The organism is Salegentibacter salinarum (assembly GCF_900168115.1).
Classification (GTDB): domain Bacteria; phylum Bacteroidota; class Bacteroidia; order Flavobacteriales; family Flavobacteriaceae; genus Salegentibacter; species Salegentibacter salinarum.
Genome location: NZ_FUZC01000007.1, coordinates 134,345 through 160,254, shown reverse-complemented (window position 1 = coordinate 160,254; position 25,910 = coordinate 134,345). Strand labels below are relative to the sequence as shown.

The window sequence follows — 25,910 nt, the reverse complement described above, 5'->3', positions numbered from 1 at the left end:
TATTGCCAAAAATCTATTATTTATATGCCGGTTACCTACAATTTAGCCCAAATTGATGAGGCTGTACAGTACATAATAAAAAACGCTAAAAATAATGTTCTGTTATTTTATGGCGAAATGGGTGCCGGTAAAACCACCCTTATAAAAGCTCTGGTAAAAGCTTTAGGAAGCGAAGACAGAGTATCAAGCCCCACGTTTTCATTAGTTAATGAATATCATACTCCCCGGGAACCGATTTATCATTTTGATTTTTACAGACTGGAAGACCCCAATGAAGCCCTCGATATAGGTTTGGAAGAATATTTGAATTCTAATGGATGGATTTTAATAGAATGGCCACAAAAAATACAGGAATTCCTGGAGGAAAACTTTCAAAAAATTGAAATTTCCATACAAGGTGAAAACACAAGAATGTTAAACTTGTGTTAATGAAAAGTTAAAGAAACTCTAACTACATAAAATCTCCGGTGTTAGCACTTTAGAAGGTTTTGGTAAACAGTATTAAACAGAAAACCAGAAGATTTAGAAAATTTTCATATTTTTGCTATTAAATTTTTAGCAGTGTAAAGTAAAAACCGCTAAAAAATAGCCATTTTTTTGCTTAAAAAAAGGCGCAAAAGTACGATTAATGTATTAATTTTTAGTGTATTATAATTTTATAGGTTTGCTTCAGTAAACAAAACGAAACAACAATTTAAACTATAATATTATGAAACTTAAAGCAGTACTTTTCGCAGCAGCAATTTTTGGAGCAAGTTTTTTTGTAACTTCAACTACTGATAACGATACAAACAATAATGAACCAATTATCAAGGAACAAGCAGTGGAAAGATCAAAGATCAAAGTACCTACTCACGGGTAGTATTTTAGGCTTAGTTATAGCCTTTTCCCCTTATATTTTTTATTTATATGAAATTTTCCCAAGCGGTCCCGTTTGGGAAAATTCTTTTTTTACTTATGAAAGTAAATATTATGAAGATGTTCTTACAGTCGCTTGGACATATTTAGGCAAGATAGTTCCTTTAATATTACTTTTTATATGGTTTTTCACCTGTAAACATTGGTGGTATCATACCATTTTGATTCCGATTTCTATGTATTCTTTTCAACTTGTCACTATTTTTTATGAAGATGTTTATTTAGAAGTAAATCTTATGGATACCAATCAACTAATTTATCTTGCCCCTTTTTTTATAATAATTCTTTCCTTAGTTTATCTTATCCGTATCAAAATTTTTGATAGAATTTACGGTATAGACCTTAGCGAAATTGATGAAACCGACGTTTCTGTTTTTTCTCCTATTTCTGAATCTGACCGCAGGGAGGTAAAATCTTTCCAGGAAGAAGAGGAATATTGGGAACCAACTCAGGAAGAATACTATACCCGACTTTAATTCCCGCTATTTTTAAAAATAGTTGTAATTTCCCTTTTCTAAAGTTTTAGCATTTAACTATGGGCAAACAGGTTTCGCCTTTTACCAAAGAGCAATTAATTCCGCAGGAAGAAACCTTGGAAATCTACAAAAACAAGGGACAGCTATTTATTGGCGTTCCTAAAGAAACCTCTTACCAGGAAAAACGCATTTGTTTAAGTCCCGATGCCGTTGCGGCAATCACTGCTCACGGCCATAGGGTTATGATAGAATCCGGAGCCGGAAAATGGGCTCGTTTCAGCGATAAAGATTACTCCAATGCCGGTGCAGAAATCACCAAAGACACCAGCAAAGTTTTCTCCTGCCCTACTATTCTTAAAATTGAACCTCCATCTATTGAAGAATTGGATTTAATAAATCCCCAAACCATTTTAATTTCTGCGCTTCAGCTTAAAACACAGTGCAAAGAATATTTTCAGAAATTAGCTTCTAAGCGAATTACGGCTTTAGGCTTCGAATTTATTCGGGATGATGATGGAAGTTATCCTATTGTTAGGGCTTTAAGTGAAATTGCTGGGACTGCTTCTGTATTAATTGCTTCAGAAATTATGAGCAATAACGTAAACGGTAACGGTCTAATGTTTGGGAATATAAGTGGTGTGCCCCCGGTAGAAGTAGTAATTCTTGGCGCCGGTACAGTTGGTGAATTTGCTGCCCGTTCGGCTTTGGGTCTTGGTGCAAGTATTAAGGTATTTGACAGTTCGCTTACCCGGTTAAGAGATATTCAAACCAATCTTAATCAAACTTTCTATACCTCTACCATTCAGCCTAAAAATTTAAGCAAAGCCATAAAGCGTTGCGATGTTTTAATTGGTGCAGTTCGCGGCAAAAATCGTTCTCCGGTTCTAATTACCGAGGATATGGTAACCAGTATGAAACGTGGGGCTGTTATTATAGATGTAAGTATAGATATGGGTGGTTGTATTGAAACCAGCGAAATTACCACGCATGATAAACCTATATTTACCAAACATAATATTTTACATTATTGTGTTCCAAATATTCCGTCCAGGTACGCGAGAACTTCCTCACTTTCAATAAGTAACATTTTTACACCTTATCTTTTACATATTGCCGAAGAAGGCGGACTCGAAAACACCTTACGATTTAATAAAGGTTTGAGAAATGGTTTGTACTTTTACCACGGAATTTTAACCAACAAATCTATAGCCGATTGGTTTGATCTTTCTTACCGGGACATTAATTTGCTCATTTTTTAGATCAATTTTCAATCAAATTCACTTCCTTAAAATAATTAAATGAAACTAATTCATAGAATTGGATATTTCTCCGTAGGCCTGTTCTTCGGAATTATGATTTTACTTTTCTTTTTAAGCGGAAAAAAAACTTCCTGTGATTATTCTCCCGATGCCCGCGTTTTAAAGAATATTAGAATTAAAGAGCGGGTTTTTACCGAAGAGGCTTTTAGCTATTTTGAGAATAATAAATTAGATACGGCTTTAGTCTCATTAAGCCTGGAAGATGGTGATGTTGATTTTAGCCGAAGCAATACCGAAACCGGTCCTTGCAATATTTACCTGATTACTAACGAAGTTGATTCAGCTATCCTGGAGCTTCAAATTGAAAACTGCGATAGCACAGCTACGATTCAGAAAGCAGTTTTAAAGGATTAATTCTGAAAATAATTGTCACCCTGAGCACAGTCGAAGGGTTTTTAAACATTTCAACTGCACCAGAAGTGACATTTTATTTATAATTTATTCAGAAAGAATTTGAGCAGTATGTTCTTTGGTTTTAACCTTCTTGATCACTTCTTCAATTTTACCTTCTTCGTCAATAATAAAAGTAGTTCTGTGAATTCCGTCATACTCCTTGCCCATAAATTTCTTTTGTCCCCAAACACCGTAAGCCTGAATCACTTCTTTATCCTCATCGGCCAGTAGCGGAAATGGAAATTCATATTTATTTTTAAAATTACTCTGTCTTTTTTGAGTATCGGCGCTAACACCTAAGATCGAATAACCTTTTTCCCGAAAACGCTCCCAATTATCCCTAAGGTTACAGGCTTCAGCCGTACAACCCGGAGTACTGGCTTTGGGATAGAAAAATAAAACCAGTTTTTTACCTTTAAAATCTGATAAATTTACTGTATTTCCATCCTGATCTTTTACTGAAAATTCTGGGGCCTTGTCACCCGCTTCTAGTGTTGTCATAATTCTTATTTTTGCAATGATTAACCGCCGGGTATCCCCTGAGGTATTAATTATTAAATTTCCGAAATTTATAAATCAATTGGAAATTCCTTTTAATCTCACTTATCGAGTAAATTTAAACAATATGACCAAACAAGAAAAGGTACAGTTCGTAATTGATACCTTAAACGATATTTATCCTGAAATTCCAATTCCGTTAGATCACAAAGATCCTTATACCTTATTGATTGCCGTTTTACTTTCAGCCCAAAGTACCGATGTAAAAGTAAACCAGATTACTCCCAAAATTTTCGAAATTGCCGATAACCCAAAGGATATGGTAAAACTTTCAGTAGAAGAGATCAGGGGAATAATTAAACCGGTCGGTCTTTCGCCAATGAAATCTAAAGGAATCCACGGGTTATCTGAAATTCTACTGGAAAAATATAATGGTGAAGTTCCTGCCAGTTTTGAAGCTCTTGAAGCTCTACCCGCGGTTGGGCATAAAACGGCGAGTGTGGTGATGGCTCAGGCTTTTAATGTTCCTGCATTTCCTGTAGATACCCATATTCATCGGTTAATGTACCGTTGGAATTTAAGCAATGGCAAAAATGTTATTCAAACTGAAAAAGATGCGAAGCGTTTATTTCCAAAAGACCTATGGAACAAACTTCATTTACAAATTATTTGGTATGGGCGCCAGTATTCACCGGCAAGAGGCTGGGATTTAGAGAAAGATATAATCACCAAAGAAATTGGTAGAAAATCTGTCGTTAGCGAATATTATAAAAAGAAGAAATAAATATAAAAGTAAAGAGGCTGTCTGAAATGATCTATTTTTCATCAAGCTGTCCCGAAATTTCAGGATTCAGCTTCTAAAATGTTTTGAATATCAACAAATTAGATCCTGAAGCAAGTTCAGGATGACGGCCTTAATAAATTTTCAAACAGCCTTTTTTCTAAAATCTAATTAAGAATGGTACCGAATTTAATTCCGTTATTTTCTACCACTCTTAATGCTTTTGAATAATTTAAAAGAAACTGTACCGTTTCTTTTTGGGGTTTCAAATCCTTAAACTGATCTTTTTTTGATAGTTTTTTAGTGTAAAGTTTCCTCATTAGATAATATTTTGCGTTGGTTTCTTATTCTAACGCAATCTTTTGAGGAATATTATAGATTAATTTGTTAAAACCAAATTATGTTTTTCAATAATCTTCCTAAGATTGATTAATGCGTAGCGCATTCTCCCCAAAGCCGTGTTTATACTCACTCCAGTGCGTTCAGAAATTTCTTTAAAACTCATATCCTTATAGATTCTCATAGTAAGAACCTCCAATTGATCTTCGGGCAGCTCTTTAATGAGCTCTTTAACATCATTTTCAATCTGGTCTTTAATAATTTGAGTTTCAATATTCAATTCAGAAGCACTCAAAACCGAAAAAATATTAAAGTCGCCACTATTATCAAATTTAGGCATACGTTTATTTCTTCTAAAATGGTCTATAACCAGATTATGTGCAATTCGCATCACCCAGGGAAGAAACTTGCCTTCTTCATTGTATTTCCCTCGTTTAAGCGTGTTAATGACTTTAATAAAGGTATCCTGAAAAATATCTTCAGCAACATCCCTGTCAAAAACTTTAGAGAAAATAAAACTATAAATTCGGTGTTGGTGCCTATTAATAAGCTTGCTTAGGGCAATTTCGTTTCCTTGCATGTATTCACGCACAAGAACAGCGTCAGTTATTTCAACGTTATTCATATCAGTTACTTTTGTTCAGGATGGTTGGGGCTCCTGAGGTTAGGTTATTTAGTTTCTAAAAGTAACTTTGTGCTATAGGCAGGTGTGGTTTTTAAATTTTTGAATGACCAAATATAGCAAGATATATTTAACAAAAGCAAACAAAAGTTTAATTTTTTAACATTACAATAGGATTTTTATGGCTTTTTACACTGCTGCTTATTAAGTACCTTTGCATTCTTGAACTAGAAAAATAAGCATGAATATTGACGTTGCCAAGGTAAATCCTAAAGAAAATATAATCATAAAAGGTGCAAAACTGCACAATCTTAAGAATATAAATGTAGTTATCCCCCGTAATAAACTGGTGGTAATTACAGGCCTTTCCGGTTCAGGAAAGTCCAGTTTAGCATTTGATACGCTTTATGCTGAAGGCCAACGCCGCTATGTAGAGAGCCTTTCGTCTTATGCAAGACAGTTTTTAGGCCGATTAAACAAACCTAAAGTTGATTATATTAAAGGAATTGCACCTGCTATAGCTATTGAGCAGAAAGTAAATTCTACCAATCCGCGTTCTACCGTGGGAACTTCTACTGAAATTTACGATTACCTGAAATTACTTTATGCCAGAATAGGACGAACCTACTCCCCTGTTTCAGGAAACGAGGTAAAACGCGATCGCGTGGCCGATGTTATAGATCACGTAAAATCTTTTGAAGAGCGGGAAAAATTATTATTGCTGGCGCCAATTTATATTGAAGAAGGCAGAACACTCACTGAAAAAATAAAAGTATTGGCCCAGCAAGGTTATAGTCGTATTAAAGTAAAAGATGAAGTTCTTAGAATAGACGAAGCTGATCTTACAAAAATTAACGCTAAAGATACTTTATTAGTTGTTGACCGAATTATTACCAAAGACGAAGAAGATTTTTATAATAGATTGGCCGATGCCACTGATGCTGCTTTTTTTGAAGGAAAAGGAGAACTTTATATCGAAAATTTAAAATCAGGTATAAAGAGACATTTCAGCAACAAATTTGAGTTAGACGGAATAAGTTTCCTGGAACCAAATGTACATTTATTCAGTTTTAATAATCCGTATGGTGCCTGCCCAAAATGCGAAGGTTACGGCGATGTAATTGGAATTGATGAAGATCTTGTAATTCCAAATACTGGGCTTTCCATTTATGAAAACGCGGTTTTCCCATGGCGCGGTGATAGTATGAGCTGGTATCGGGATCAACTGGTGAATAATTCTCATAAATTCGATTTTCCAATTCATAAACCCTGGTTTAAACTTACCGACGAGCAAAAAAACTTGGTTTGGAATGGAAATAAACATTTTGAAGGCTTAAACGATTTCTTTCAGTTTTTAGAAAGCAAAGCTTATAAAATTCAGAATAGGGTAATGCTTTCCCGATACCGCGGAAAAACACGCTGCAGCACCTGTAAAAGCAAAAGATTACGACCTGAAGCCGAATATGTGAAAATTGCCGATCACAGCATTACCGATTTAGTGGGAAAACCATTAGATAAAGTGCGCGAATTTTTTGCCGATTTAAAATTGAATGAATATGATCAGCAAATTGCTAAAAGGCTTTTAACAGAAATCAATAATCGACTCAAATTTTTATCGGAAGTTGGTTTAGATTATCTCACTTTAAACCGAAAATCGAATACGCTTTCCGGTGGGGAATCACAGCGAATTAACCTCGCCACTTCCTTAGGAAGCAGTCTGGTGGGTTCAATGTATATTTTAGATGAACCTTCAATTGGTTTGCATCCGCGTGATACAGAGCGCTTAATTGGCGTACTTAAAAATCTTCGCGATATTGGGAACACCGTGATTGTGGTAGAACACGATGAAGATATCATGAATGCGGCCGATGAAATTATTGATATTGGTCCTGAAGCAGGAACGCACGGTGGTGAAGTTGTAGCAACCGGAACACTAAAGCAAATCTTAAAATCGAATTCCCTTACCGCACAATATTTAAATGGAAAAGAAGAAATTCCGGTTCCAAAGGAACGCAGAAAGGCCTCGGGAGAAATCAGGATTTTAGGAGCGCGCGAAAATAACCTTCAGAATGTAGATGTTACAATTCCTCTTAGAACTTTTACCGCAATAACCGGGGTTTCCGGAAGTGGAAAAAGTACTCTGGTTAAGAAAATACTTTATCCTGCAGTTCAGAAGAAAATTGGAGGTTATGGAGAAAAAGCCGGACAATACACCGATATCGAAGGTGATTTTAATAATTTAGGCAGCGTAGAATACATTGATCAAAATCCTATTGGAAGATCTTCTCGCTCAAATCCGGTAACCTACATAAAAGCTTACGATGATATAAGAAACCTGTTTTCAGATCAAAAATTATCGAATATTCGAGGTTTTAAGCCGAAACATTTTTCATTTAATGTTGAAGGTGGGCGTTGCGAAGTTTGTAAAGGAGAAGGTGAGGTAACTATAGAAATGCAGTTTATGGCTGATGTTCACCTGGAATGCGAAGCCTGTAATGGAAAGCGCTTTCAAAAGGATGTACTAGAAGTTCAGTTTACCGGGAAAAATATTGACGATGTTTTAAATATGACCATAGACGATGCAACTAACTTTTTTGCCGATAATAATCTCGATAAAATTGTTAGAAAATTAAAACCGTTACAGGATGTTGGTTTAGGCTATGTTCAGTTAGGACAAAGCTCCTCTACCCTTTCGGGCGGGGAAGCTCAGCGAATTAAACTGGCCTCTTTTCTTGTAAAAGGAGCAACCAAAGAGAAAGCCTTATTTATTTTTGATGAACCGACCACCGGACTTCATTTTCACGATATCAAAAAATTGTTGAAATCATTTAACGCGCTTATTGATAAAGGCCATAGTGTGGTTGTTATAGAGCACAATATGGATTTAGTAAAATGCGCCGATTATATTATAGATATTGGTCCCGGCGGTGGTGAGAAAGGTGGAAATATAGTAGCTCAGGGCACACCGGAAGAACTGGTTAAATCTAAAAAATCATTTACTGCAAAATATTTAAAAGAAAAACTATAACTAATTTATTCTGAAATAAATTGAAATTTATTCCCGTTTTTTATAAATAATTTAGCTAAATCCGTAATTTTAAAAACAAAACCTCTAAAAACATGCTTTTTTTAGAGGTTTTCTATTTTGGCACGCCGTTTGTATTTTATGTATTGATTATAAGTGAGAGTCACTTTAATAACACTAAAACGCAAACCATGAAAAATATCGCCTTTTTATTCAGCTTTTTATTTATTGGTATTTCGGCTACGGCAGCTTCAGAAGCTATGCCACGTAATGCCTATAATAATGCCTTTATTTTCGTTGAAAACGGCGTTGAGTTTGCCGTTTATCCGAACGGGGAATTTGATTTCTATTTTAACCCCGAATTCAGAAGTACCAGTATAGTAAATATTTCCACTCCAAATATGAATATTAGTTATAACGCAGGGCATAATTATGATGCTTATGTGCAGTATGACGATTATGGAGCGGTAATTCAAATTGAAAACGTACCTGTTTTTTATGATTACTACGGAAGAATAATCAGGGCCGGTGACGTGTTTATAGATTATAACCGTCGCGGGCGGATTGCAAGAGTTGGAGGTTTACATATTCAGTACAACCGTTTTAACCGAATCACCAATTATTCAGGATTTATAAATCATTATAACAACAGTTATGTTTACAGGCCCTGGCACCAGTATTATTCAAGACCTCGCAGTAGTGTAAGCATAGTCTTTGGTCAGCCTTACAGGGCTTATTATCAGCCAAACCGCGTTACTTACGTACAACATGTAAATTATTACAATAATCATTATTCAAATAATGTGCATCAAAATTTTTACAGGCCAAATCAACAAGCGGTTTCTTATAATAAAGGAAGAAGAACTTCTGAAAGACGTGATATAAAAGATATTAGAGGTAATGAAAATCGTGTAGCTTCAAATACAAGAAATGTGAGAAGCAATGCCAATTCTGAAAGATCTAATAACACCGCGAAAAGAAGTAGAACAATTAGATCAGAAAAGAATAGCAGTACCAATTCACGTGGAAATGCAGTGAGATTGTCCAGAAGTGTAAATAATAATGATGTGGTAAAAAACAGAAATAGCCGCTCCAGGACTGAAGCAAATTCAAGCGGAAATACAAGAAGGGCTGCAGTAAACACCAGTAGATCTTCTAACACAAAAGTAAATTCATCTGCAAGTAATAGTAGAACTGTAAAAAGTACTCCTACCAGACAAACCAGCAGAGCCACTACCGCTCCAAGCCCAAGAAAAACGCAGGCTACTACCAGAAGTAGTAATAGAAGTAATAACACCAGAGCGGTAAAAAGTAGTACAAATACAAGATCTTCGGCTAGAACTTCAAATTCTTCTTCGCGAGGAGGAAGTTCGGCACGAAATGTGAATAATAGATAATAAAGAATTCATAATTTAATTTTTTTGGTTGGTTAGTTGGAAACCCCTTGAGATACGAAAGTGTTTCGGGGGTTTCCCGTTTTTAGGAGGTTTTTATACCTAAAACATTATTGATTATTTCATTTACTTCTGAAGAGAATTTCAGGAAGTAAGCTAAACCAATATAACTTATTCCTATTAAAATAGATTTAAGCGCAATGTTTAAAATAGGATGATAACTGAAATCCCAGAAATAAAAACCAAATGATAGAATTACTCCTGTAAAAAGTACCAACCAGGTTTTTGAAGTAAACGGAAGAAAATTAAACTTTTTATGTACCAGCCAGATTTTAGAAGAATTATATATAAAATAAGCAATAAAACTCGCAATCGCTGCTCCCTCTATCCCGAAGGTGGGAATAAACACCAGGTTTAAAGCAAAAGCCACAAAGACCAGTAAAACCCCAATAAAGAGAACAATCCGGTAATAATCTGAATTAAAAAGGATGCTGTTATTATTGCCGAGCAAATTATCATAAAGCTTCACCAGCGAGATCAATAAAACTGCTAAAACACTTAGTTCATATTCATCTGGAATAAGTTCGTAAAGCTGTTTTACGTTTGTGAGAATGAGGATAAAAATCAGGAGGCTAATGATTAATAAATTCAGTGAACTCTTTTTATAAAGGTCTTTAAGACTTTTTTTGTTTTTGGTATTTAGAAATTCAGCCGTCATCGGATTGGTAATTTGGTGCATCGCTTTTTGCGGCACAGAAATCACCGTAGCGATATAAATTGCAATTCCGTAAATAGCCACGTTTTCTATCGGCATAAAATATTCTATCATCACTTTATCTAGATCTAATAGCGCAGTAGCTACAGAGCCGGCGATTAGAATTAAGGAAGTATATTTTAAAACCGGGGATAAATTATCTGGAAACTTAAAATTTAAACGCGGTAAATAGAGGGAAAACGCATAGATCTTCATTGCGATAAGGCGCAAGATAAAAACTCCGGCAATACAATAGATAAATTGATGAACCGTAATCCAGTTAAAATAAACGGCCAAAAGCAATAAACTAATACAAAACCTATGGAAAACCTCTTTCATAAAGTTTCCGAATACACTTTTATAAAAGAGTTTCGACCACGCGAAAAAGATTTCAAAATAGGCAGTAGCTAAAGCTATTAGAAAAATTAGCCAAATATATGGGCGCACCAATCCGTTTCCCTGGGTGAAATAGCTAATTAGAAATGAATAAGCAAAAGCCACGCTTATTCCCAGGATCAGTGAAACTATTAGGGGTAGAAACAGTACCAAATTTAGCAGCTTATCTTTTTCTTCTTTGGTTTTATAAAAAGTAAAGAACTTTATTAATGTGCTGTGCACTCCAAAGCCCATAAAAGGCCAAAGTAAGCTTGCCGCTGAAAGTAAAAAGGTAATCAAACCGTAATATTCCGGTTCTAGAAAATAGGTGAAAAGAAACAAAGTATTAATCGCGCCAATCGCAAAACCAAAATAGGTAGTAATTAAGTTTTTAAAAGATTGTTTGATTATTATTCCCATAATTCTAAACGCTCTTTATTAAATTGGCCAGTTTCTGAGTCAAGTTTTTTCTATGATATTGCTGAATATTTTCCTTTAAAAAATTGAAGTCACCATTTCTATAAGCCTCGTAATGCTTTAAAATTAGGCTTTTAAGACGGCTTTTTTCTGAATATTGAAAAAATTCTCCTGAACCGGTTTCTTCTAGTATTTGCTGAACATCCCATTTCTCAGGCCCAAGCGCTAAAATTGGTCTTTTAGCACTTAAATATTCAAATAATTTCCCCGGAATTATCCCACGGGTTTCTTCGCTATCAATTTCAATCAATAAAAGTAACCTGCTTTTTTGCTGAAGCGCAATTGCCTGCGTATGACTTACATATCCGGGTAACTGAAGCTTCTTCCCTAACCCGACCGACTTGATCGAAGCAATTACTTCTTCACTTACTGTTCCCGCCAATTTTAGTTCAAGATCCTCGGCGAAGTTTGAATTTTCCTTTACAAGTTCTGAAATTGCCAACCATAAATTTTCCGGATTTCTTTCTGAAAGTAAAGAGCCAATGTGAGAAATACTGAATTTTTTATCCAAATCACTTCCTCTTTTTTCATTCAAATTTCCGTCAAATCCATTAGTGATTACGCTTATGGGTTTACAGGTTTTTGCTGTAAATTCAGCTTTCGTGGTAAAACTGGTTGTAATAATTTGATCGGCTGAACTTAAAACTTCCTTTTCCAGGTTTAAATGTTTCTTTCTGCTGGTTTCGGTGAGCTTCAGCTTTTTATGATAACCTATCTGCGTCCACGGATCCCGGAAATCGGCTATCCATTTTAAGTCGAATTCTTGCTTTAATTTTAACCCAATAAGGTGTAAACTATGCGGCGGTCCGGTAGTTATTATTTTCTTGATGCCTTCTTCTTCCAGGTAGTTTTTTAAGAAATTAACCGAAGGTTTTATCCAGAATTTCCTGGCATCAGGAATAAACATATTCCCGCGAATAAAAAGAAGGCTTTTCTGTAATATTGACTGATTTTTCTCGGCAGCAATAATTCCTTTGCTAATTGTTTTGGTTTGGTCTTTTGCGAATATTCTGGCTAATTGATAAGGTTCGAAAATTGATTTTTTTAGAATAATAATTTCCTGAGGAATTTCAGCTTCAAAAGATTTATCTAATATAGGATAATTAGGATTTTCAGGAATATAAACTACGGGTTCTATATCAAAATCTCTTAAATACTTCACAAACTTAAGCCAGCGTTGCACGCCTGGACCACCGGCCGGAGGCCAATAATAAGTTATAATGAGCACTTTCTCCATTCCAGAGTTTATTCCCTTTTCCGGGATTTATAGTAAAATCCGCCTAAAATAATTAACACTAAAATTATAGAACTTGCCAGGGCAATGCTGCTTCCGGTATTTACAACTTCAGGTTCAAATCTAAAAGTCACTGTATGTTCTCCTGCCGGAATATTCATTGCTCGCAGAACATAATTTGCTCTAACGTGGTCTACTTCTACCCCATCTAAATAAGCCTGCCAGCCCGGCTGATAATACATTTCAGAAAACACTGCCAACTGCGGTGCTGAAGCATTGGTTTTGTACATCAACTCATTTGGTTGATAACTTTCAAGGGTAACTTCAGCATTTCCTGAGTAATTAAAATCTTCGGAAACTTCATTTTTAAATTCCGAATTAATTACCGCGGTATTTTGTAGATCAACTTCTTGTAAATTCAATATTTCTTCATTCGCAGATTCTACCCAAAGAATATCATTTACAAACCAGGCATTTCCAAAAGCGTTCGGGTTTTGCTGGGCTTGCGGCTGGCCTTCTTCAGAAGGAACAATAAAATATTTAGCATTCAACATATTCAGGATTTCCATATTATTTTGAGAAATATAGAAATCGTATAAATCCTGCATTCTTCCCGGTTTAGCAGCGTGATATCCGCCAATGGCATTATGAAAATAAGAGGCACGAGAAGAATTAAAGGGATCTGCTGAAACATCAAACACCCGGTAATGTGCATCATCCTGTAAAATCTGTTGGTCGGCTTCGTTTGGCTGAAACGGGCGATCCATCTGTCTTGCGTTTACAAAATCGTCATCATTTACATAACGCTTATCTACCGGAATTAAATCGACCAAAATCAGGAGCGCCAAAGCGGGCACTAACCAGTTTTGTGTAATTTTCTTTTCAATATACAACCAAAGTGCGGCCGCAGTTAAAGCTGAAAAAATAAGCGAACGAATAAGATCTTCAGTGTAAATTGCTTTCCGATCTTCTTTTAACGATCTTACAAAATCGGCTCCCATTTGCTGAATTAAAGCCGAATCTCCAGCACCGCTAAAATCGAACAATACCGAACGGAAAAGCAACAAAGCAATTCCAATTACGCCGACAATTATCCCAGACCATTTTAAGGCGTAAACTTTCGCCTCTTTCTGAATCTTGGAATCGAATAATTTATAAAGCCCGAAAACCGCTAAAACCGGAACACATAGCTCTATAATTACTTGGATAGAAGAAACAGCTCTAAACTTATTATAAAGCGGTACGTAATGGATGAAAAATTCAGTAAAAAATCCAAAGTTTTTCCCCCACGAAAGCAGTAAGGCTAAAATACTTCCTCCTACAATCCACCATTTTAAACGGCCTTTAACCAGGTATAGCGCGAAAATAAATAAAAATAAAACTGTCGCACCAATATATGGTGAACCTCCAACATAAGGCTGATCGCCCCAATACGTGGGTGCATTTTCGGTAAAATTAGCCGCCTGGGCCGGAGATGCTCCAAGTTTAAGTAAAGAATCATAAATTTGAGAATCTCGGCCAATATCTTCTGCATTTGAGCCACCCATAAATCTGGGAACGAAGAGGTTCAACGATTCTATTATCCCATAGCTGTAGGTGGTAATATAATCATAAGTTAAGCCAGATGCGGGTTTATCAGATCCGTCGGGGGTAATGGTTAACCCGGTATCTCCACGCGTACTGTGAGCTGTATATTCCTGGGTGGCGAGCAAGTTTGTTGCATTAGCTCCAATGGCCAGCACAACCGCCACTACCATTACTCCCAAGGCTTTAAAAAACTTAGGAAGTATATTTTTTTGATAGGCATCAATTAAATAAGCTATTCCCAATACGATTACCAGTAGCAGTAAATAATATGTCATTTGGAAATGGTTCGCTCCAATTTGCAGCGCCATTCCAATAGCCAGTACCAAAAAGCCCCATAAATATCTTTGCCTGAAAGTGAGAATAATTCCTCCTAAAACCATTGGCATATAAGAAATAGCGTGTGCTTTAGCATTATGCCCTACTCCCAGAATAATAATAAGATATGTGGAGAACCCAAAGGCCAGTGCACCTAAAAATGCAAGCCTGAAGTCGAGTTTTAAACAGAGCAATAAAATGTAAAAACCTATAAAATACAGAAAGAGATAATCGGCCGGTCTAGGCAAAAACCTTAAGACAGAATCAAGTTTTTTTACGTAGTTATGCGGATAATAAGCGCCTAATTGAAAAGTTGGCATTCCACCAAAAGCAGAATCGGTCCAGTACGGTTCTTCGCCGGTTTGATCGCGAAAATCGTTTTGCTCTTTGGCCATCCCGATATACTGAACTATATCGCTTTGGAAAATCTTTTTTCCTTCTAGAACAGGACTAAAATAAAATAAAGAAACTATTACGAAGCCTACCAAAACGAGAAGATGCGGTAGAAACTTTTTAAGATTGGCCATCTGAAATTTTTTAGATCACTTTCTGTTAAATTGAATGGGCAGCTTCTTCCCGGTTCAATATAAAAAATTGATCCCGAAATTAATCAATTTCCTCGTAATCTATATATTCCCCCACGTTTTTATTAGACTTTTTGCCGCTTTTCGGTTTTTTATCAATACTTACTTTTCCTTCTTTTTTCTGAGAAGCAGGACCTTGTTGTTGCCTGAATTGTTCTTCAAAACGTTTGCCCATTTTCCGAAGGAAATATTTCAGAATAAGCGGCCCAAACCATTTTATTAGCATTTTAAAAGCAAAATATACTAATAGAATGATTAGAATCGTTTGTAATACATCGGAAAAAGAAGCTTCTAACATTTTCAGGACTTTCTGCAAAAATAAAAATAAGCCATGAGAATAGAAGCTTTCGGCTCCTAAAAAAATAATAAATCTGCTATCTTTGAAAGTAACAAACCAATCTAATATGCACTATTTAAAAGTAGGTATCGCTTTTATTTTCCTCGGAATCTTCAGCGCAAACGCGCAATACACTGAAACAATTAATTCTAACAGACCCGGAGAATCGCAGGGCGCGTATGCTGTAGGTAAAAATGTATTACACCTAGAAGCAGGTGGCTATTTGGGAAATGATAAGCACAGCTTGTTTAACAGCGATACCGATATTCTAGGAGCAAGTTATGGACTACGATACGGTTTTTTAACCGAAATCCTGGAACTTAATTTCTTTGGCTCTTTTCAGGACCAGGTGACTTCGGTGCCGGTGGGTAACGGTGCCGATGAGTTTAGAACCACAAATTTTAGAAGCAATACTATTGGCGCTAAATTCTTAGTTTTTGATCCGGGGATTAGTGTAAAAGAGAGAAAAGTAAACCTATATAGCTGGGACGCTAACCAGCGTATAAATTTACGAAGTTTAATTCCTGCTGTTTCTGTTTATGCAGGCGCGAATTTTAGCTGGTGGGAGAATCCCTATATGTTTGAGGGCGAATCTATAATTAGCCCGAAAGCCGCTTTAATTACACAACATAACTGGGGCCGATGGGTTTTAGTTATGAATTTTATAGCCGATAAATTCACAGAAGAATATCCATCTTACGGGGGAATTTTTACTTTAACCCACGCTATTACTCCTAAATTTGCCGTTTTTGGGGAATTCCAAACTTATATAAGCGATTTATACGCCGACGACCTGGTTCGAGGTGGTGCGGCTTATTTATTTGGAAAAAATTTTCAGGTAGATATTTCCGGGCTTGTAAATTTTAAAGATACTCCATCAAGATGGCAGGTAGCTGCCGGCGTTTCTTATAGATTCGATTTTCACGAGGATGATGAATATATTGAAGACACTTATGAAGGCGACCGAAATCAACGTGGTGAAGAATTAGAGGAAACGGGCTTTTATAAGGAAAATGAAGATGATGATGGCTCAAATGAATAATTTTGAACCTGATTTTGCTGAAATTTAGAATAGAAAAGCCGTTTAAAATTTCACTTTTTGTCACCCTGAACTTGTTCCAAGGTCTAGTTTAAGACAAATTAGATTCTGAAACAAGTTCAGAATGACTTTAAAAAAAAGAATTTTAAACGGCTTTTATTATTTTTCTAAGAATAAATATTTCTTATTCCTTACTCGCCATTGCAGCAGAAACTGAAGCAGATAATCTTTTGTAAGTTCCGTTTTCCAAACGCTCTCTAATTGCTGAAAAAGCAGTTAGGGTTTCTTCAATATCCTGAAGGGTATGCGTAGCGGTAGGAATCATTCTTAATAAAATAAGTCCTTTTGGAATTACCGGGTAAACTACAATAGAACAGAAAACGCCGTGGTTTTCTCTAAGATCTTTCACTAAAGCCATCGCTTCCGGGATACTTCCTTTTAAATATACAGGAGTTACACAACTTTGCGTGGTTCCTATATCAAATCCGTTTTCTTTAAGTCCGTTTTGGAGTGCGTTCACATTTTCCCATAGCTTTTCTTTCAGCTCTGGCATTGTTCTTAGCATTTCCAAACGTTTTAACGCTCCCACCACCAATTGCATTTGCAATGATTTCGCGAACATTTGCGAACGTAAATTATATTTTAAATAATCTATAATTTCTTTATCGGCTGCAATAAATGCACCTGTGCTAGCCAATGATTTTGCGAAAGTGGCAAAATACACATCAATTTCATCCTGAACGCCCTGCTCCTCACCTGCTCCGGCTCCTGTTTTACCAAGAGTTCCGAATCCATGCGCATCATCAACAAAAAGCCTGAAATTATATTTTTTCTTCAGCTCAACAATTTCCTTTAATCTTCCCTGTTCTCCACGCATTCCAAAAACACCTTCAGAAATCAATAAAATTCCTCCCCCGGTTTGCTCTGCAATTTTAGTAGCGCGTTGCAGGTTCTTTTCTATACTTTCAAGATCGTTGTGCTTATAAGTGAAGCGCTGACCTAAATGCAATCTCACTCCATCAATAATACAGGCGTGGGCATCAACATCATATACAATAACATCGGCTTTTGAAACCAGTGCATCTATGGTAGAAACCATACCCTGGTAACCAAAGTTAAGCAGATAGGCCGATTGTTTATGAACAAAAGACGCAAGTTCGTCCTGCAGTTTTTCGTGCAATTGAGTGTGCCCACTCATCATTCTAGCACCCATTGGGTATGCCGAGCCATATTCTGCTGCGGCTTCAGCATCTACTTTTCTTACTTCGGGATGATTGGCAAGCCCTAGGTAATCGTTAATACTCCAGGTAATTACTTCTTTCCCTCTAAATTTCATTCGGTTAGAAATTGGCCCTTCCAGCTTAGGAAATACAAAATATCCTTCAGCCTGCTCGGCCCATTTTCCTAATGGTCCTTTATCTTTATATATTTTTTCAAATAAATCCCTCATCGATCTTTTTTTAGTCGAGCCGCAAAAATACTTAAAATTGGCTCAATTGAACAAAGTTATTTATTCAGGAAATTCAAATAAAAGAAAAGCATCCTACGCGGGATGCTTTTATAAACTTTATTTCTGAATAAATTTCAAAATACTGGTTATTTTATAAATTCTATAGGCTGTGCCTCAATTTCATTTTTAGTATCAAAAAAGCCCTGTTCTTCCATCCAGTCGTCGCTAAAGACTTTCCCCATATAACGTGAGCCGTGATCTGGAAAAATCACCACAACTTTACTGTTTTCATCAAACTCTCCTTCTTCAGCAAGTTGTTTTAATCCCTGGGTGGCCGCTCCACTGGTGTAACCTACAAATAAACCTTCGGTTTTTGCAAGTTCCCTGGCGGTATGCGCGCTATCTTCATCACTAACCTTTACAAAACGATCAATAATTTCAAAATCGGTTGCTGAAGGAATTAGGTTTTTTCCCAGTCCTTCTATTCTGTAAGGATAAATTTCTCCCGAATCAAATTCTTTTGTTTCGTGATATTTCTTTAAAACAGAACCATAAGCATCAATTCCAATTACCTTCACTTCGGGATTTTGCTGCTTCAAATATCTTGCGGTTCCCGAAATTGTTCCACCGGTTCCACTACAGGCAACAAGGTGGGTTATTTTTCCTTCGGTTTGTTTCCAAATTTCAGGTCCTGTAGAATTAAAATGAGCATCAATATTCAATTCATTAAAATACTGATTAATATAAACCGAACCTTTAGTTTCTGAATGCAACCTTTTCGCCACCTGGTAATAAGACCTGGGATCGTCTGCTGAAACGTGCGCCGGGCAAACATACACCTTGGCGCCCATTGTTTTAAGCATATCAATCTTATCGTTAGAAGCTTTAGAGCTAACAGCGAGAATACATTCATAACCCTTTATAACACTCACCATAGCTATACTAAAACCGGTATTACCAGAAGTAGTTTCTATGATTGTGCTATCGGGTTTAAGAATGCCTTTTCTTTCGGCTTCTTCAATAATATAAAGGGCAATGCGATCTTTAGCAGAGTGTCCAGGATTAAAGGCTTCTACTTTAGCGAAGAATTCTCCTTTAAATTCCCGGGTTATTTTATTCAGTTTTATCAAGGGTGTATTGCCAATAAGTTGCAATACGTTATCATATACTTGCAAATCTTCTTTCATAAATCGAAGTTCTTTACAAAATTTGGGTTAACTATTTCACTCTTTTGAAGAATGTAAAATCCCCCAAATTTAAGGCAAATTTTTTAATTAGTGGTCAATTCCTTCTAAATCCAGTAAAAACGCATACTCTTCGGCTACTTCCCTTAAAGCTTCAAAACGTCCTGAAGCCCCGCCGTGACCGGCATCCATATTGGTATGAAACAATAATAAATTATTATCCGTTTTTAATTCCCTTAATTTGGCTACCCATTTTGCCGGCTCCCAATATTGAACTTGGGAATCGTGTAAACCGGTTGTTACCAGCATATTTGGATAATCTTGCGCAACTACATTATCATAGGGCGAATATTGCATCATATATTCGTAATAATCCTTTTCATTTGGGTTTCCCCATTCATCATATTCACCAGTCGTTAAAGGAATACTATCATCCAACATCGTGGTTACAACATCTACAAAAGGAACGGCGGAAATAACTCCGTTATAGAGCTGCGGCGCCATATTGATCACCGCTCCCATCAATAAACCTCCTGCCGAACCGCCCATTGCGTACAGATGCGCTGCTGAAGTATATTTTTCCTGAATTAAATATTCTGAAACATTTATATAATCGGTAAAGGTGTTCATTTTATTGAAAAGCTTCCCATCTTCATACCAAATACGTCCCAAATATTCCCCACCACGAATGTGTGCGATTGCATAAATAAATCCGCGGTCTAATAAACTTAGCCTTACCGTAGAAAAATAAGGGTCTATGGTAGAACCATAAGAACCGTAGGCATATTGTAACAAGGGACTATTCCCGTCTAACTTGGTTCCTTTTTTATAAACCAAACTCACCGGAATTTTAGTTCCGTCCTTTGCGTTAGCCCAAATTCTTTCTGAGAGATAATTATTTTTATCAAAATTTTCATCTAAAACTTCCTGCTCTTTTAGAACCGTCTTTTCGCGGGTTCCCATATTAAAGTCTACTACCGAAGTTGGCGTAGTCATAGAGTTATAAGTAAACCTTAAAATATCGGTATTAAAAGCGGGATTTATAGAAGTATAAGCGGTATAAGTTTCATTATCAAAAGGAATATAATATTCTTCTGAATCATCCCAGCGAATCACCTTTATTTTATTCAATCCATTGTGGCGTTCACTTACCACCAGGTATTTTTTAAAGATATCTATATCTTCCAGTAAATAATCTTCCCGATGAGGAATCACGTCAACCCAGTTTTCTTTTGTTGTTTTATCAACCGGGGTTTTCATCAATTTAAAGTTGGTAGCTTTATCCTTATTGGTCATCACATAAAAATCTCCTTCATAATGGGCAATGCTGTACTCCAAACCACGCTCCCTGGGTTGAAAAACCTTGAATTCACCCGAAGGATCATCAGCCTTTAGAATACGATATTCCGTAGTCAAGGTGCTGTGACTTCCTATTATGATATATTTTTTGGACTTTGATTTATAAACATAGGTATTAAAAGTTTCATCTTCTTCTTCATATACCAGTTCATCTTCAGCAGAATCTGTCCCTAAAATGTGCTTGTAAATTCTATAAGACCGAAGTGTTTGCTCGTCTTTTTTAGTATAGAAAAGTGTTTTATTATCGGCTGCCCAGGTAGAACCTCCGGTTGCGTTTTCAATTTTATCAGGATAAATTTCGCCGGTTTGAAGGTCTTTTATCTGAATAGTATATTTTCTTCGGCTTAAAGTATCTACCCCAAAAGCAACCATTTTATTATCTGGGCTAACATTTAAACCACCAAGGCTGTAATATTCAAAACCTTCTGCCATGTGATTAACATCAAACAGCAATTCTTCGGGAGCATTCAGTTCACGCTTTTTTCTGGAATAAATAGGGTAATCTTTTCCGGTTTCAAATCGGGTTAAATACCAGTAATTATTCAATTTATATGGAACTGATTCATCATCTTCTTTAATCCGGCCCTTCATTTCCTCAAATAACCGCTGCTGAAAATCTTTGGTATGAGCAGTCATTTTCTGGTTATATTCATTTTCCTTATTTAGATAATCAATCACCTCGGGATTATCGCGATTGTTCATCCAGTAATAATTATCTATTCTCACGTCCCCGTGAAATTCCAGGGTTTTAGGGATTTTCTTAGCTTTTGGCGGTAAAATTTCTTTTTTCAAATCTGCATTATTTTTAAGCGCTTGCAAAGGTAAGGCTTCCCAACTAAATACATAATTAGTCGCTTCATATTAACAGGATTAAACCTGTAATTAGTAAATTTGTGTTTATTAAATTTTAAAAAAGAGACTATGTTTGGAGATATGATGGGTATGATGAATAAAATCAAGGAAACCCAACAAAAAGTTGAAGAAACTAAAGAACGCCTAAAAACAGTAACTATAGAAGAAAAATCCAGCGACGGACTTCTAAAAGTAACTATTAGCGCTACACGTGAAATTAAAAATATTAGCGTGGCAGATGAATTGATGGAAGATAAAGAACAGCTGGAAGATTACCTGGTTTTGACTTTAAACAAGGCAATTAGCAAAGCATCAGATATCCACGAAGCTGAACTCGCTGCTGTCGCTAAAGATGGTATGCCGGATATTCCCGGGTTAGACCAGTTAAAGTAAATTTATAACCTCACAGGCCTTAAAAACCTGTGAGGTCTCTAATTTTTAAGCTTCTCCCCTTGCAGGATAATCTTTATCCAAAATAAAATCTATAGCTTTTAGCAATTCATTAAATTTTGGCCTGGCAAAAGGCATCGTTTGAATAGAAGCCGCGTAAAGTGTATTATCAGGTTGTATCAGGAACAAGCCCGGTTCAAAGAACACTTCGGGTTCATCTTTCATTCCTTCAGAAATATATAAATCCCATTTCCTGGCATCTTCAGGATTAAAATCATAACCTATAGTAAGATTATCTACATCCCATTCTTTTACGGTTTTTTCTGCCAGGGATTTATTATTGGCGCTAATGCAAATAACATCTACACCTCTATCCTGAAATTTTTCTGCTTTTTTATTTAATTCCTCTAAATACGATTTGCAAACCGGGCAGTGCAAACCGCGATAAAATATAACTATCGTAAAATTCTCTGTCTTCTGGTCGCGTAGATCCCATTGCATTCCGCTGGTTGTTTCAACTCTTAATCTTGGTACTTCTTTTCTTGGCAATACATTTTTCATAATTCATTTTTTGATTAATGTAAATTAGGAAAATTAATCGCCGAGGAATATTAAAAGCTTTATAACCTTAGGTTAAACTTTAGAGTAGTTGCTACGATTTTCTACAATTTCGTTTCCCTAAGTACTTTTAAAAACTTCTGATGCATTTCTTCGGGATAATCTAAATGAGTCACAATTCTTAATTTTCCCTGCCCCATATTGCTTATCCTGATATTTTCCTGCTGAAGTTTCTTCATAAAAGCAGTTTCATCAGAAGCATTTTTTAGATAAAAAATCACAATATTGGTTTCTACGGGCTCCACCTCGCCTACATAGCTCCCTGCATCCAGCGTTTCAGCTATTTCTGTAGCTCTTTTATGATCCTCGGTCAAACGTTCTACGTGATTATCCAGGGCGTAAATTCCGGCAGCCGCCATAAAACCAACCTGGCGCATTCCACCACCCAAAATTTTACGCACCCTAATGGCGTTTTTCATAATTTTCTTATCACCAATAAGCACCGATCCCATTGGAATTCCCAGTCCTTTAGAAAGACAAACCGAAATTGTATCAAAAAGTTTCCCGTAATCTTTCGGGTCTTCATTTCTGGCCACCAGGGCGTTAAATAATCGCGCGCCATCTAAATGTAAACCGAGTTTATGGGTATTGCAAACCTTTCTTACTTTCTTGATTTCTTCCAGATCGTAACAAGCACCACCACCTTTATTGGTAGTGTTTTCCAAACAAACCAAACTCGTTAACGGACTATGATAAAAGTCCGGCGGATTGATATTTTCTTCTACCTGAGCAGCGGTGATCATTCCACGGTCCCCATCTACCAATTTGCAGGAGACCCCACTGTTAAAAGAAGCGCCACCGCCTTCGTAATTGAAAACGTGCGCCCATTTATCACAAATAAGTTGTTCTGCCGGTTGGGTATGTAATTTAATCGCTGCCTGGTTCGCCATACTGCCCGTAGGAAAAAATAAGGCTTCATCCATCCCGAACATTTTTGCCAGTTTTTCCTCCAAAGCATTTACCGTAGGGTCTTCTTTGTATACATCGTCGCCTACTTCAGCGCTCATTATGGCTTTTAACATTCCGCTGGTTGGGCGGGTTACCGTATCACTTCTTAAATCTATTTCTTTCATAAAATAACTTTGTCATTTCCGTGGAGACGGAAATCTTTTTTATTTATTCCTTTCTGGTTATTTCCGCACCAGCGGAAATCTTTTCAATTTCACTTTAAAAATCCATCCTTTCACACCTAAAACTCCCAATAGGACTTCCGTCAGGGATTTTAGGAACATTCATTTTTGATTTATACTCACTGGGATTTTCCCGGTAATTCTCAATCTCTCTAAACATTTGCTGATGCAAAGCCGCATCTTTATTCCTTAACCAATCTTTCAGATCATCAATTTGAACATTGGCAAGCGCTTTTACTTTTGTGGTAGCCGATTCATTTTCAGCAAGTTTTATCAACTGTAGCAAAACCTGGTAATTTATCGCTTGTTGCACTTCATTTAAATATTCGTCACGATGCGACTTTTTTATGGTTTCGCTAATTAATTTCTCCAGAACTTCTTCCGGCCCAATCTGTTTTTTATCCAATGCTTTTTGCTGAACCAGTCTCACCATTCTTTCCGGATGCAAAAGTAAGGAAAGTGATAAGTTTGCAGCAGTTACCGGCGCACCTAAAGCATCAAATGCTACGCCCGAATTGCTTTTAAAAGATTCCTGGCTGCGATTATAACCAAAAGCACGCGGTGGAAATAATTCCAGTTTTTCCTTCGGAATTGTAATTACTTCTGCATCTAAGGTTTTTAAAATTGAGCTTAGCGCATTATCCTGCATTTTTAAATCAGCACTTTCCCACAACTTATCTTTTCCTCCTTTGACCGCATAATTATAATCGAGTCCGCCGATGATCTTGACCGCGGCTTCAACCTGATAGCGATGTAAAAAATATAAAGGCACAAAGACATCCTCCAAAACCGAATATGCCTCGTTGGTTCTAATATTGTCTTCAGAAAAATTTTCAATTCCCTTTTCCCTGATTTTTAAGATTTCTTCTAATTCTTCGGTTGCGTTTTGACCATTATCCCATAAATGCGCATTAATATGTGCACCGCCCTGTGCCCGGGCATCGGCATCGGAGATAAATTGCAGTCCTTTTTCCTGTGCTTCTTCTAAAACCGAATTTAGAAATTCTCTTTCTGAAGTATTTTTAGGAATATCAGCATAAGAATATTTTACGGTGACTTTGTCCCACTCGCCAATGCCGGTATCGTAAGCATTATCAATACTAATTTCGTCATTCTCCCACCTATATTGCGGATGCGGATAATCCATTACCGAAGCATTATCGTTTACACTGGCCGCAAAATTGTGGGCGAAACCAATGGTGTGACCAACTTCATGCGCAGAAAGCTGCCGAATTCTCGCGACCGCCATCTCCATCATCTTTTCGTGATTTTTATCACTTTCAGCAAAAGGTTTATTTAGTAAAGCCTGGGCTATCATAAAATCCTGACGGATTCTCAAACTCCCCAAACTCACGTGTCCTTTTATAATTTCACCGGTTCTGGGATCTACCACGCTGGCTCCGTAACTCCAGCCCCGGGTGGAACGATGCACCCACTGAATCATATTATAACGTGCATCTAAAGGATCGGCATCGTCGGGTAGCATTTTAACCTGGAAAGCGTTTTTGTAACCAATTTCTTCAAAAGCTTGGTCCCACCATCGCGCTCCTTCTAATAAGGCCGATTTAACCGGTTCAGGAGTTCCCGGATCCAGATAATAAATAATGGACTCTTCGGCTTCACTAATTTCAGCTTCGGGGTTTTTCTTTTTTAAGCGGTGGCGAATAGCAAATTTCTTTTCTATAGGCTCATATACCGGTGTAGAATAATCTAAATAAGAAATAGAAATCGAACCGCTGCGTGGATCAAAAATTCGCTTTTCATAATTATCATCAGGTAGTTTCAAAAAGGAGTGATGCTGTATTACACTAAGATTTTTAGCATTTGGCGCCACACTTTGTACAGTTCTGCCTTTCGGTTCACCTTCAAAAGTAAGCAACGCTTCAAATTCTACATTTTCAGGAAAAGCTTTGGTGCGTTCTAAGGAAAGTGCGCTTTTAGATTTATCGAGTTTGTATGTTCCATAATTGCCTTTTTTAAGTCGGACGGCAACATCATGAGCGTCTTCCATCAAAAATGGAGTAAAATCTATAACATACACCGAATCTTTCTCCTCTTTTATTTCAAAACCATAGATCACCGATTTCGCAAAAGCTTGCTCTACACTTCGCTTTTCCAGTTCATTCTCGGTTTCAGCTCTGTATTTCTGATTGGGTTGAACCAGCAATAATTTATTTCCTGCTTTCTGAAATTTTACAACTGCTTCATTTCCGAGCTGACCACGATCTAATCCAATATCGTTAGAACCGAGTCCGCTGGTTAGGGCATGCACATATAAAAATTCGGTTTCAAGCTTATCTACTTCAAGATAAATTTCATCTTTTTCTTCATTATAATGAAAATTGAAAAAGCCTTCATATTCCTGGAGATTTTCTTTTTCAGAAAGAAATTGAGCCGTTACCGGAACTGAGAAACTGACTAACAGCAAAATAAGTAAAAATTGCTTCATTTACGTGGTTT

The 25,910-nt window shown here is 36.7% G+C and carries 23 protein-coding genes; 10 read left to right on the top strand and 13 right to left on the bottom strand.

The annotated features are described in order from the left end of the window. Positions 1-24: 24 nt before the first annotated feature. From tsaE to B5X53_RS10360, 5 genes are all read left to right on the top strand, one after another. A complete protein-coding gene (gene tsaE / locus B5X53_RS10375) occupies positions 25-429 on the top strand; it encodes a tRNA (adenosine(37)-N6)-threonylcarbamoyltransferase complex ATPase subunit type 1 TsaE (protein ID WP_079713159.1) in 405 nt (134 codons plus the stop codon). Between the two features lie 280 nt (positions 430-709). Beyond that, positions 710-862: a hypothetical protein gene (locus tag B5X53_RS19195; protein ID WP_198550782.1), complete on the top strand. Its 153-nt coding sequence runs from the start codon at positions 710-712 to the stop codon at positions 860-862. A gap of 232 nt (positions 863-1,094) precedes the next feature. Beyond that, a complete protein-coding gene (locus B5X53_RS19355) occupies positions 1,095-1,394 on the top strand; it encodes a hypothetical protein (protein WP_232764165.1) in 300 nt (99 codons plus the stop codon). 59 nt (positions 1,395-1,453) lie between these two features. Beyond that, complete coding sequence (locus tag B5X53_RS10365; protein ID WP_079713157.1) at positions 1,454-2,653, top strand: alanine dehydrogenase; 1,200 nt, start codon at positions 1,454-1,456, stop codon at positions 2,651-2,653. A gap of 39 nt (positions 2,654-2,692) precedes the next feature. Next, positions 2,693-3,067: a DUF4258 domain-containing protein gene (locus B5X53_RS10360; RefSeq protein ID WP_079713156.1), complete on the top strand. Its 375-nt coding sequence runs from the start codon at positions 2,693-2,695 to the stop codon at positions 3,065-3,067. Between the two features lie 84 nt (positions 3,068-3,151). On the opposite strand, the gene bcp is transcribed toward B5X53_RS10360, so the two are convergent. After that, positions 3,152-3,607: a thioredoxin-dependent thiol peroxidase gene (gene bcp / locus B5X53_RS10355; protein WP_079713155.1), complete on the bottom strand. Its 456-nt coding sequence runs from the start codon at positions 3,605-3,607 to the stop codon at positions 3,152-3,154. A gap of 124 nt (positions 3,608-3,731) precedes the next feature. Here bcp and B5X53_RS10350 point away from each other — a divergent pair, with 124 nt between their 5' ends. Then, positions 3,732-4,388, top strand: a complete 657-nt coding sequence (locus B5X53_RS10350; RefSeq protein ID WP_079713250.1) for an endonuclease III domain-containing protein — start codon at positions 3,732-3,734, stop codon at positions 4,386-4,388. 164 nt (positions 4,389-4,552) lie between these two features. Here the strand turns inward: B5X53_RS10350 and B5X53_RS19190 are convergent, their stop codons facing one another. After that, positions 4,553-4,705, bottom strand: a complete 153-nt coding sequence (locus B5X53_RS19190) for a hypothetical protein (protein WP_198550783.1) — start codon at positions 4,703-4,705, stop codon at positions 4,553-4,555. Between the two features lie 59 nt (positions 4,706-4,764). After that, positions 4,765-5,349, bottom strand: a complete 585-nt coding sequence (locus B5X53_RS10345; RefSeq protein ID WP_079713154.1) for an RNA polymerase sigma factor — start codon at positions 5,347-5,349, stop codon at positions 4,765-4,767. 238 nt (positions 5,350-5,587) lie between these two features. Here B5X53_RS10345 and uvrA point away from each other — a divergent pair, with 238 nt between their 5' ends. Then, positions 5,588-8,374, top strand: a complete 2,787-nt coding sequence (gene uvrA, locus B5X53_RS10340) for an excinuclease ABC subunit UvrA (protein WP_079713153.1) — start codon at positions 5,588-5,590, stop codon at positions 8,372-8,374. A 92-nt stretch (positions 8,375-8,466) separates the two neighbouring features. Continuing rightward, positions 8,467-9,768 carry a hypothetical protein gene (locus tag B5X53_RS10335; RefSeq protein ID WP_079713152.1) on the top strand — a complete coding sequence of 434 codons (1,302 nt, stop codon included), beginning with the start codon at positions 8,467-8,469 and terminating at the stop codon, positions 9,766-9,768. Between the two features lie 82 nt (positions 9,769-9,850). On the opposite strand, the gene B5X53_RS10330 is transcribed toward B5X53_RS10335, so the two are convergent. The 4 genes from B5X53_RS10330 to B5X53_RS10315 all read right to left on the bottom strand — a co-directional run bounded on the left by B5X53_RS10330 (position 9,851) and on the right by B5X53_RS10315 (position 15,389). Further along, positions 9,851-11,314, bottom strand: coding sequence for an MATE family efflux transporter (locus B5X53_RS10330; protein ID WP_079713151.1), 1,464 nt, complete (start codon positions 11,312-11,314; stop codon positions 9,851-9,853). Positions 11,315-11,318: 4 nt separating this feature from the next. Continuing rightward, positions 11,319-12,608, bottom strand: a complete 1,290-nt coding sequence (locus B5X53_RS10325; RefSeq protein ID WP_079713150.1) for a glycosyltransferase family protein — start codon at positions 12,606-12,608, stop codon at positions 11,319-11,321. 8 nt (positions 12,609-12,616) lie between these two features. Next, positions 12,617-15,034, bottom strand: a complete 2,418-nt coding sequence (locus tag B5X53_RS10320) for a YfhO family protein (RefSeq protein ID WP_079713149.1) — start codon at positions 15,032-15,034, stop codon at positions 12,617-12,619. Between the two features lie 79 nt (positions 15,035-15,113). Next, positions 15,114-15,389, bottom strand: a complete 276-nt coding sequence (locus tag B5X53_RS10315; protein ID WP_079713148.1) for a DUF4834 domain-containing protein — start codon at positions 15,387-15,389, stop codon at positions 15,114-15,116. Positions 15,390-15,495: 106 nt separating this feature from the next. Between B5X53_RS10315 and B5X53_RS10310 the strand changes: the two genes are divergently transcribed. Then, positions 15,496-16,470, top strand: a complete 975-nt coding sequence (locus tag B5X53_RS10310) for a transporter (RefSeq protein ID WP_079713147.1) — start codon at positions 15,496-15,498, stop codon at positions 16,468-16,470. 181 nt (positions 16,471-16,651) lie between these two features. Here the strand turns inward: B5X53_RS10310 and B5X53_RS10305 are convergent, their stop codons facing one another. The 3 genes from B5X53_RS10305 to B5X53_RS10295 form a co-directional block, all read right to left on the bottom strand. Next, positions 16,652-17,917: a cysteate-C-fatty acyltransferase gene (locus tag B5X53_RS10305; RefSeq protein ID WP_079713146.1), complete on the bottom strand. Its 1,266-nt coding sequence runs from the start codon at positions 17,915-17,917 to the stop codon at positions 16,652-16,654. Positions 17,918-18,063: 146 nt separating this feature from the next. Next, the gene (locus tag B5X53_RS10300) at positions 18,064-19,104 is read right to left on the bottom strand and encodes a cysteate synthase (RefSeq protein WP_079713145.1); all 1,041 of its coding nucleotides are present in this window, start codon (positions 19,102-19,104) and stop codon (positions 18,064-18,066) included. An 87-nt stretch (positions 19,105-19,191) separates the two neighbouring features. Further along, complete coding sequence (locus B5X53_RS10295; protein ID WP_079713249.1) at positions 19,192-21,252, bottom strand: S9 family peptidase; 2,061 nt, start codon at positions 21,250-21,252, stop codon at positions 19,192-19,194. Between the two features lie 99 nt (positions 21,253-21,351). On the opposite strand from B5X53_RS10295, the gene B5X53_RS10290 reads away from it, so the two are divergent. Further along, positions 21,352-21,705: a YbaB/EbfC family nucleoid-associated protein gene (locus tag B5X53_RS10290; RefSeq protein WP_262507280.1), complete on the top strand. Its 354-nt coding sequence runs from the start codon at positions 21,352-21,354 to the stop codon at positions 21,703-21,705. Positions 21,706-21,750: 45 nt separating this feature from the next. On the opposite strand, the gene B5X53_RS10285 is transcribed toward B5X53_RS10290, so the two are convergent. The 3 genes from B5X53_RS10285 to B5X53_RS10275 form a co-directional block, all read right to left on the bottom strand. Then, positions 21,751-22,263: a redoxin domain-containing protein gene (locus tag B5X53_RS10285; RefSeq protein WP_079713143.1), complete on the bottom strand. Its 513-nt coding sequence runs from the start codon at positions 22,261-22,263 to the stop codon at positions 21,751-21,753. Positions 22,264-22,364: 101 nt separating this feature from the next. Continuing rightward, on the bottom strand, positions 22,365-23,393 hold the full coding sequence (locus B5X53_RS10280; RefSeq protein WP_079713142.1) for a threonine aldolase family protein: 1,029 nt from the start codon (positions 23,391-23,393) through the stop codon (positions 22,365-22,367). Between the two features lie 94 nt (positions 23,394-23,487). Continuing rightward, positions 23,488-25,899, bottom strand: a complete 2,412-nt coding sequence (locus B5X53_RS10275) for a zinc-dependent metalloprotease (RefSeq protein ID WP_079713141.1) — start codon at positions 25,897-25,899, stop codon at positions 23,488-23,490. Between the last annotated feature and the right edge of the window lie 11 nt (positions 25,900-25,910).

Excerpts from the sequence above, each read along its gene's own strand:
- tsaE (WP_079713159.1), top strand. The coding sequence starts at position 25 with ATGCCGGTTACCTACAATTTAGCCCAAATTGATGAGGCTGTACAGTAC.
- B5X53_RS19195 (WP_198550782.1), top strand. The coding sequence starts at position 710 with ATGAAACTTAAAGCAGTACTTTTCGCAGCAGCAATTTTTGGAGCAAGT.
- B5X53_RS19355 (WP_232764165.1), top strand. The coding sequence starts at position 1,095 with ATGTATTCTTTTCAACTTGTCACTATTTTTTATGAAGATGTTTATTTA.
- B5X53_RS10365 (WP_079713157.1), top strand. The coding sequence starts at position 1,454 with ATGGGCAAACAGGTTTCGCCTTTTACCAAAGAGCAATTAATTCCGCAG.
- B5X53_RS10360 (WP_079713156.1), top strand. The coding sequence starts at position 2,693 with ATGAAACTAATTCATAGAATTGGATATTTCTCCGTAGGCCTGTTCTTC.
- bcp (WP_079713155.1), bottom strand. The coding sequence starts at position 3,607 with ATGACAACACTAGAAGCGGGTGACAAGGCCCCAGAATTTTCAGTAAAA.
- B5X53_RS10350 (WP_079713250.1), top strand. The coding sequence starts at position 3,732 with ATGACCAAACAAGAAAAGGTACAGTTCGTAATTGATACCTTAAACGAT.
- B5X53_RS19190 (WP_198550783.1), bottom strand. The coding sequence starts at position 4,705 with ATGAGGAAACTTTACACTAAAAAACTATCAAAAAAAGATCAGTTTAAG.
- B5X53_RS10345 (WP_079713154.1), bottom strand. The coding sequence starts at position 5,349 with ATGAATAACGTTGAAATAACTGACGCTGTTCTTGTGCGTGAATACATG.
- uvrA (WP_079713153.1), top strand. The coding sequence starts at position 5,588 with ATGAATATTGACGTTGCCAAGGTAAATCCTAAAGAAAATATAATCATA.
- B5X53_RS10335 (WP_079713152.1), top strand. The coding sequence starts at position 8,467 with ATGCTTTTTTTAGAGGTTTTCTATTTTGGCACGCCGTTTGTATTTTAT.
- B5X53_RS10330 (WP_079713151.1), bottom strand. The coding sequence starts at position 11,314 with ATGGGAATAATAATCAAACAATCTTTTAAAAACTTAATTACTACCTAT.
- B5X53_RS10325 (WP_079713150.1), bottom strand. The coding sequence starts at position 12,608 with ATGGAGAAAGTGCTCATTATAACTTATTATTGGCCTCCGGCCGGTGGT.
- B5X53_RS10320 (WP_079713149.1), bottom strand. The coding sequence starts at position 15,034 with ATGGCCAATCTTAAAAAGTTTCTACCGCATCTTCTCGTTTTGGTAGGC.
- B5X53_RS10315 (WP_079713148.1), bottom strand. The coding sequence starts at position 15,389 with ATGTTAGAAGCTTCTTTTTCCGATGTATTACAAACGATTCTAATCATT.
- B5X53_RS10310 (WP_079713147.1), top strand. The coding sequence starts at position 15,496 with ATGCACTATTTAAAAGTAGGTATCGCTTTTATTTTCCTCGGAATCTTC.
- B5X53_RS10305 (WP_079713146.1), bottom strand. The coding sequence starts at position 17,917 with ATGAGGGATTTATTTGAAAAAATATATAAAGATAAAGGACCATTAGGA.
- B5X53_RS10300 (WP_079713145.1), bottom strand. The coding sequence starts at position 19,104 with ATGAAAGAAGATTTGCAAGTATATGATAACGTATTGCAACTTATTGGC.
- B5X53_RS10285 (WP_079713143.1), bottom strand. The coding sequence starts at position 22,263 with ATGAAAAATGTATTGCCAAGAAAAGAAGTACCAAGATTAAGAGTTGAA.
- B5X53_RS10280 (WP_079713142.1), bottom strand. The coding sequence starts at position 23,393 with ATGAAAGAAATAGATTTAAGAAGTGATACGGTAACCCGCCCAACCAGC.
- B5X53_RS10275 (WP_079713141.1), bottom strand. The coding sequence starts at position 25,899 with ATGAAGCAATTTTTACTTATTTTGCTGTTAGTCAGTTTCTCAGTTCCG.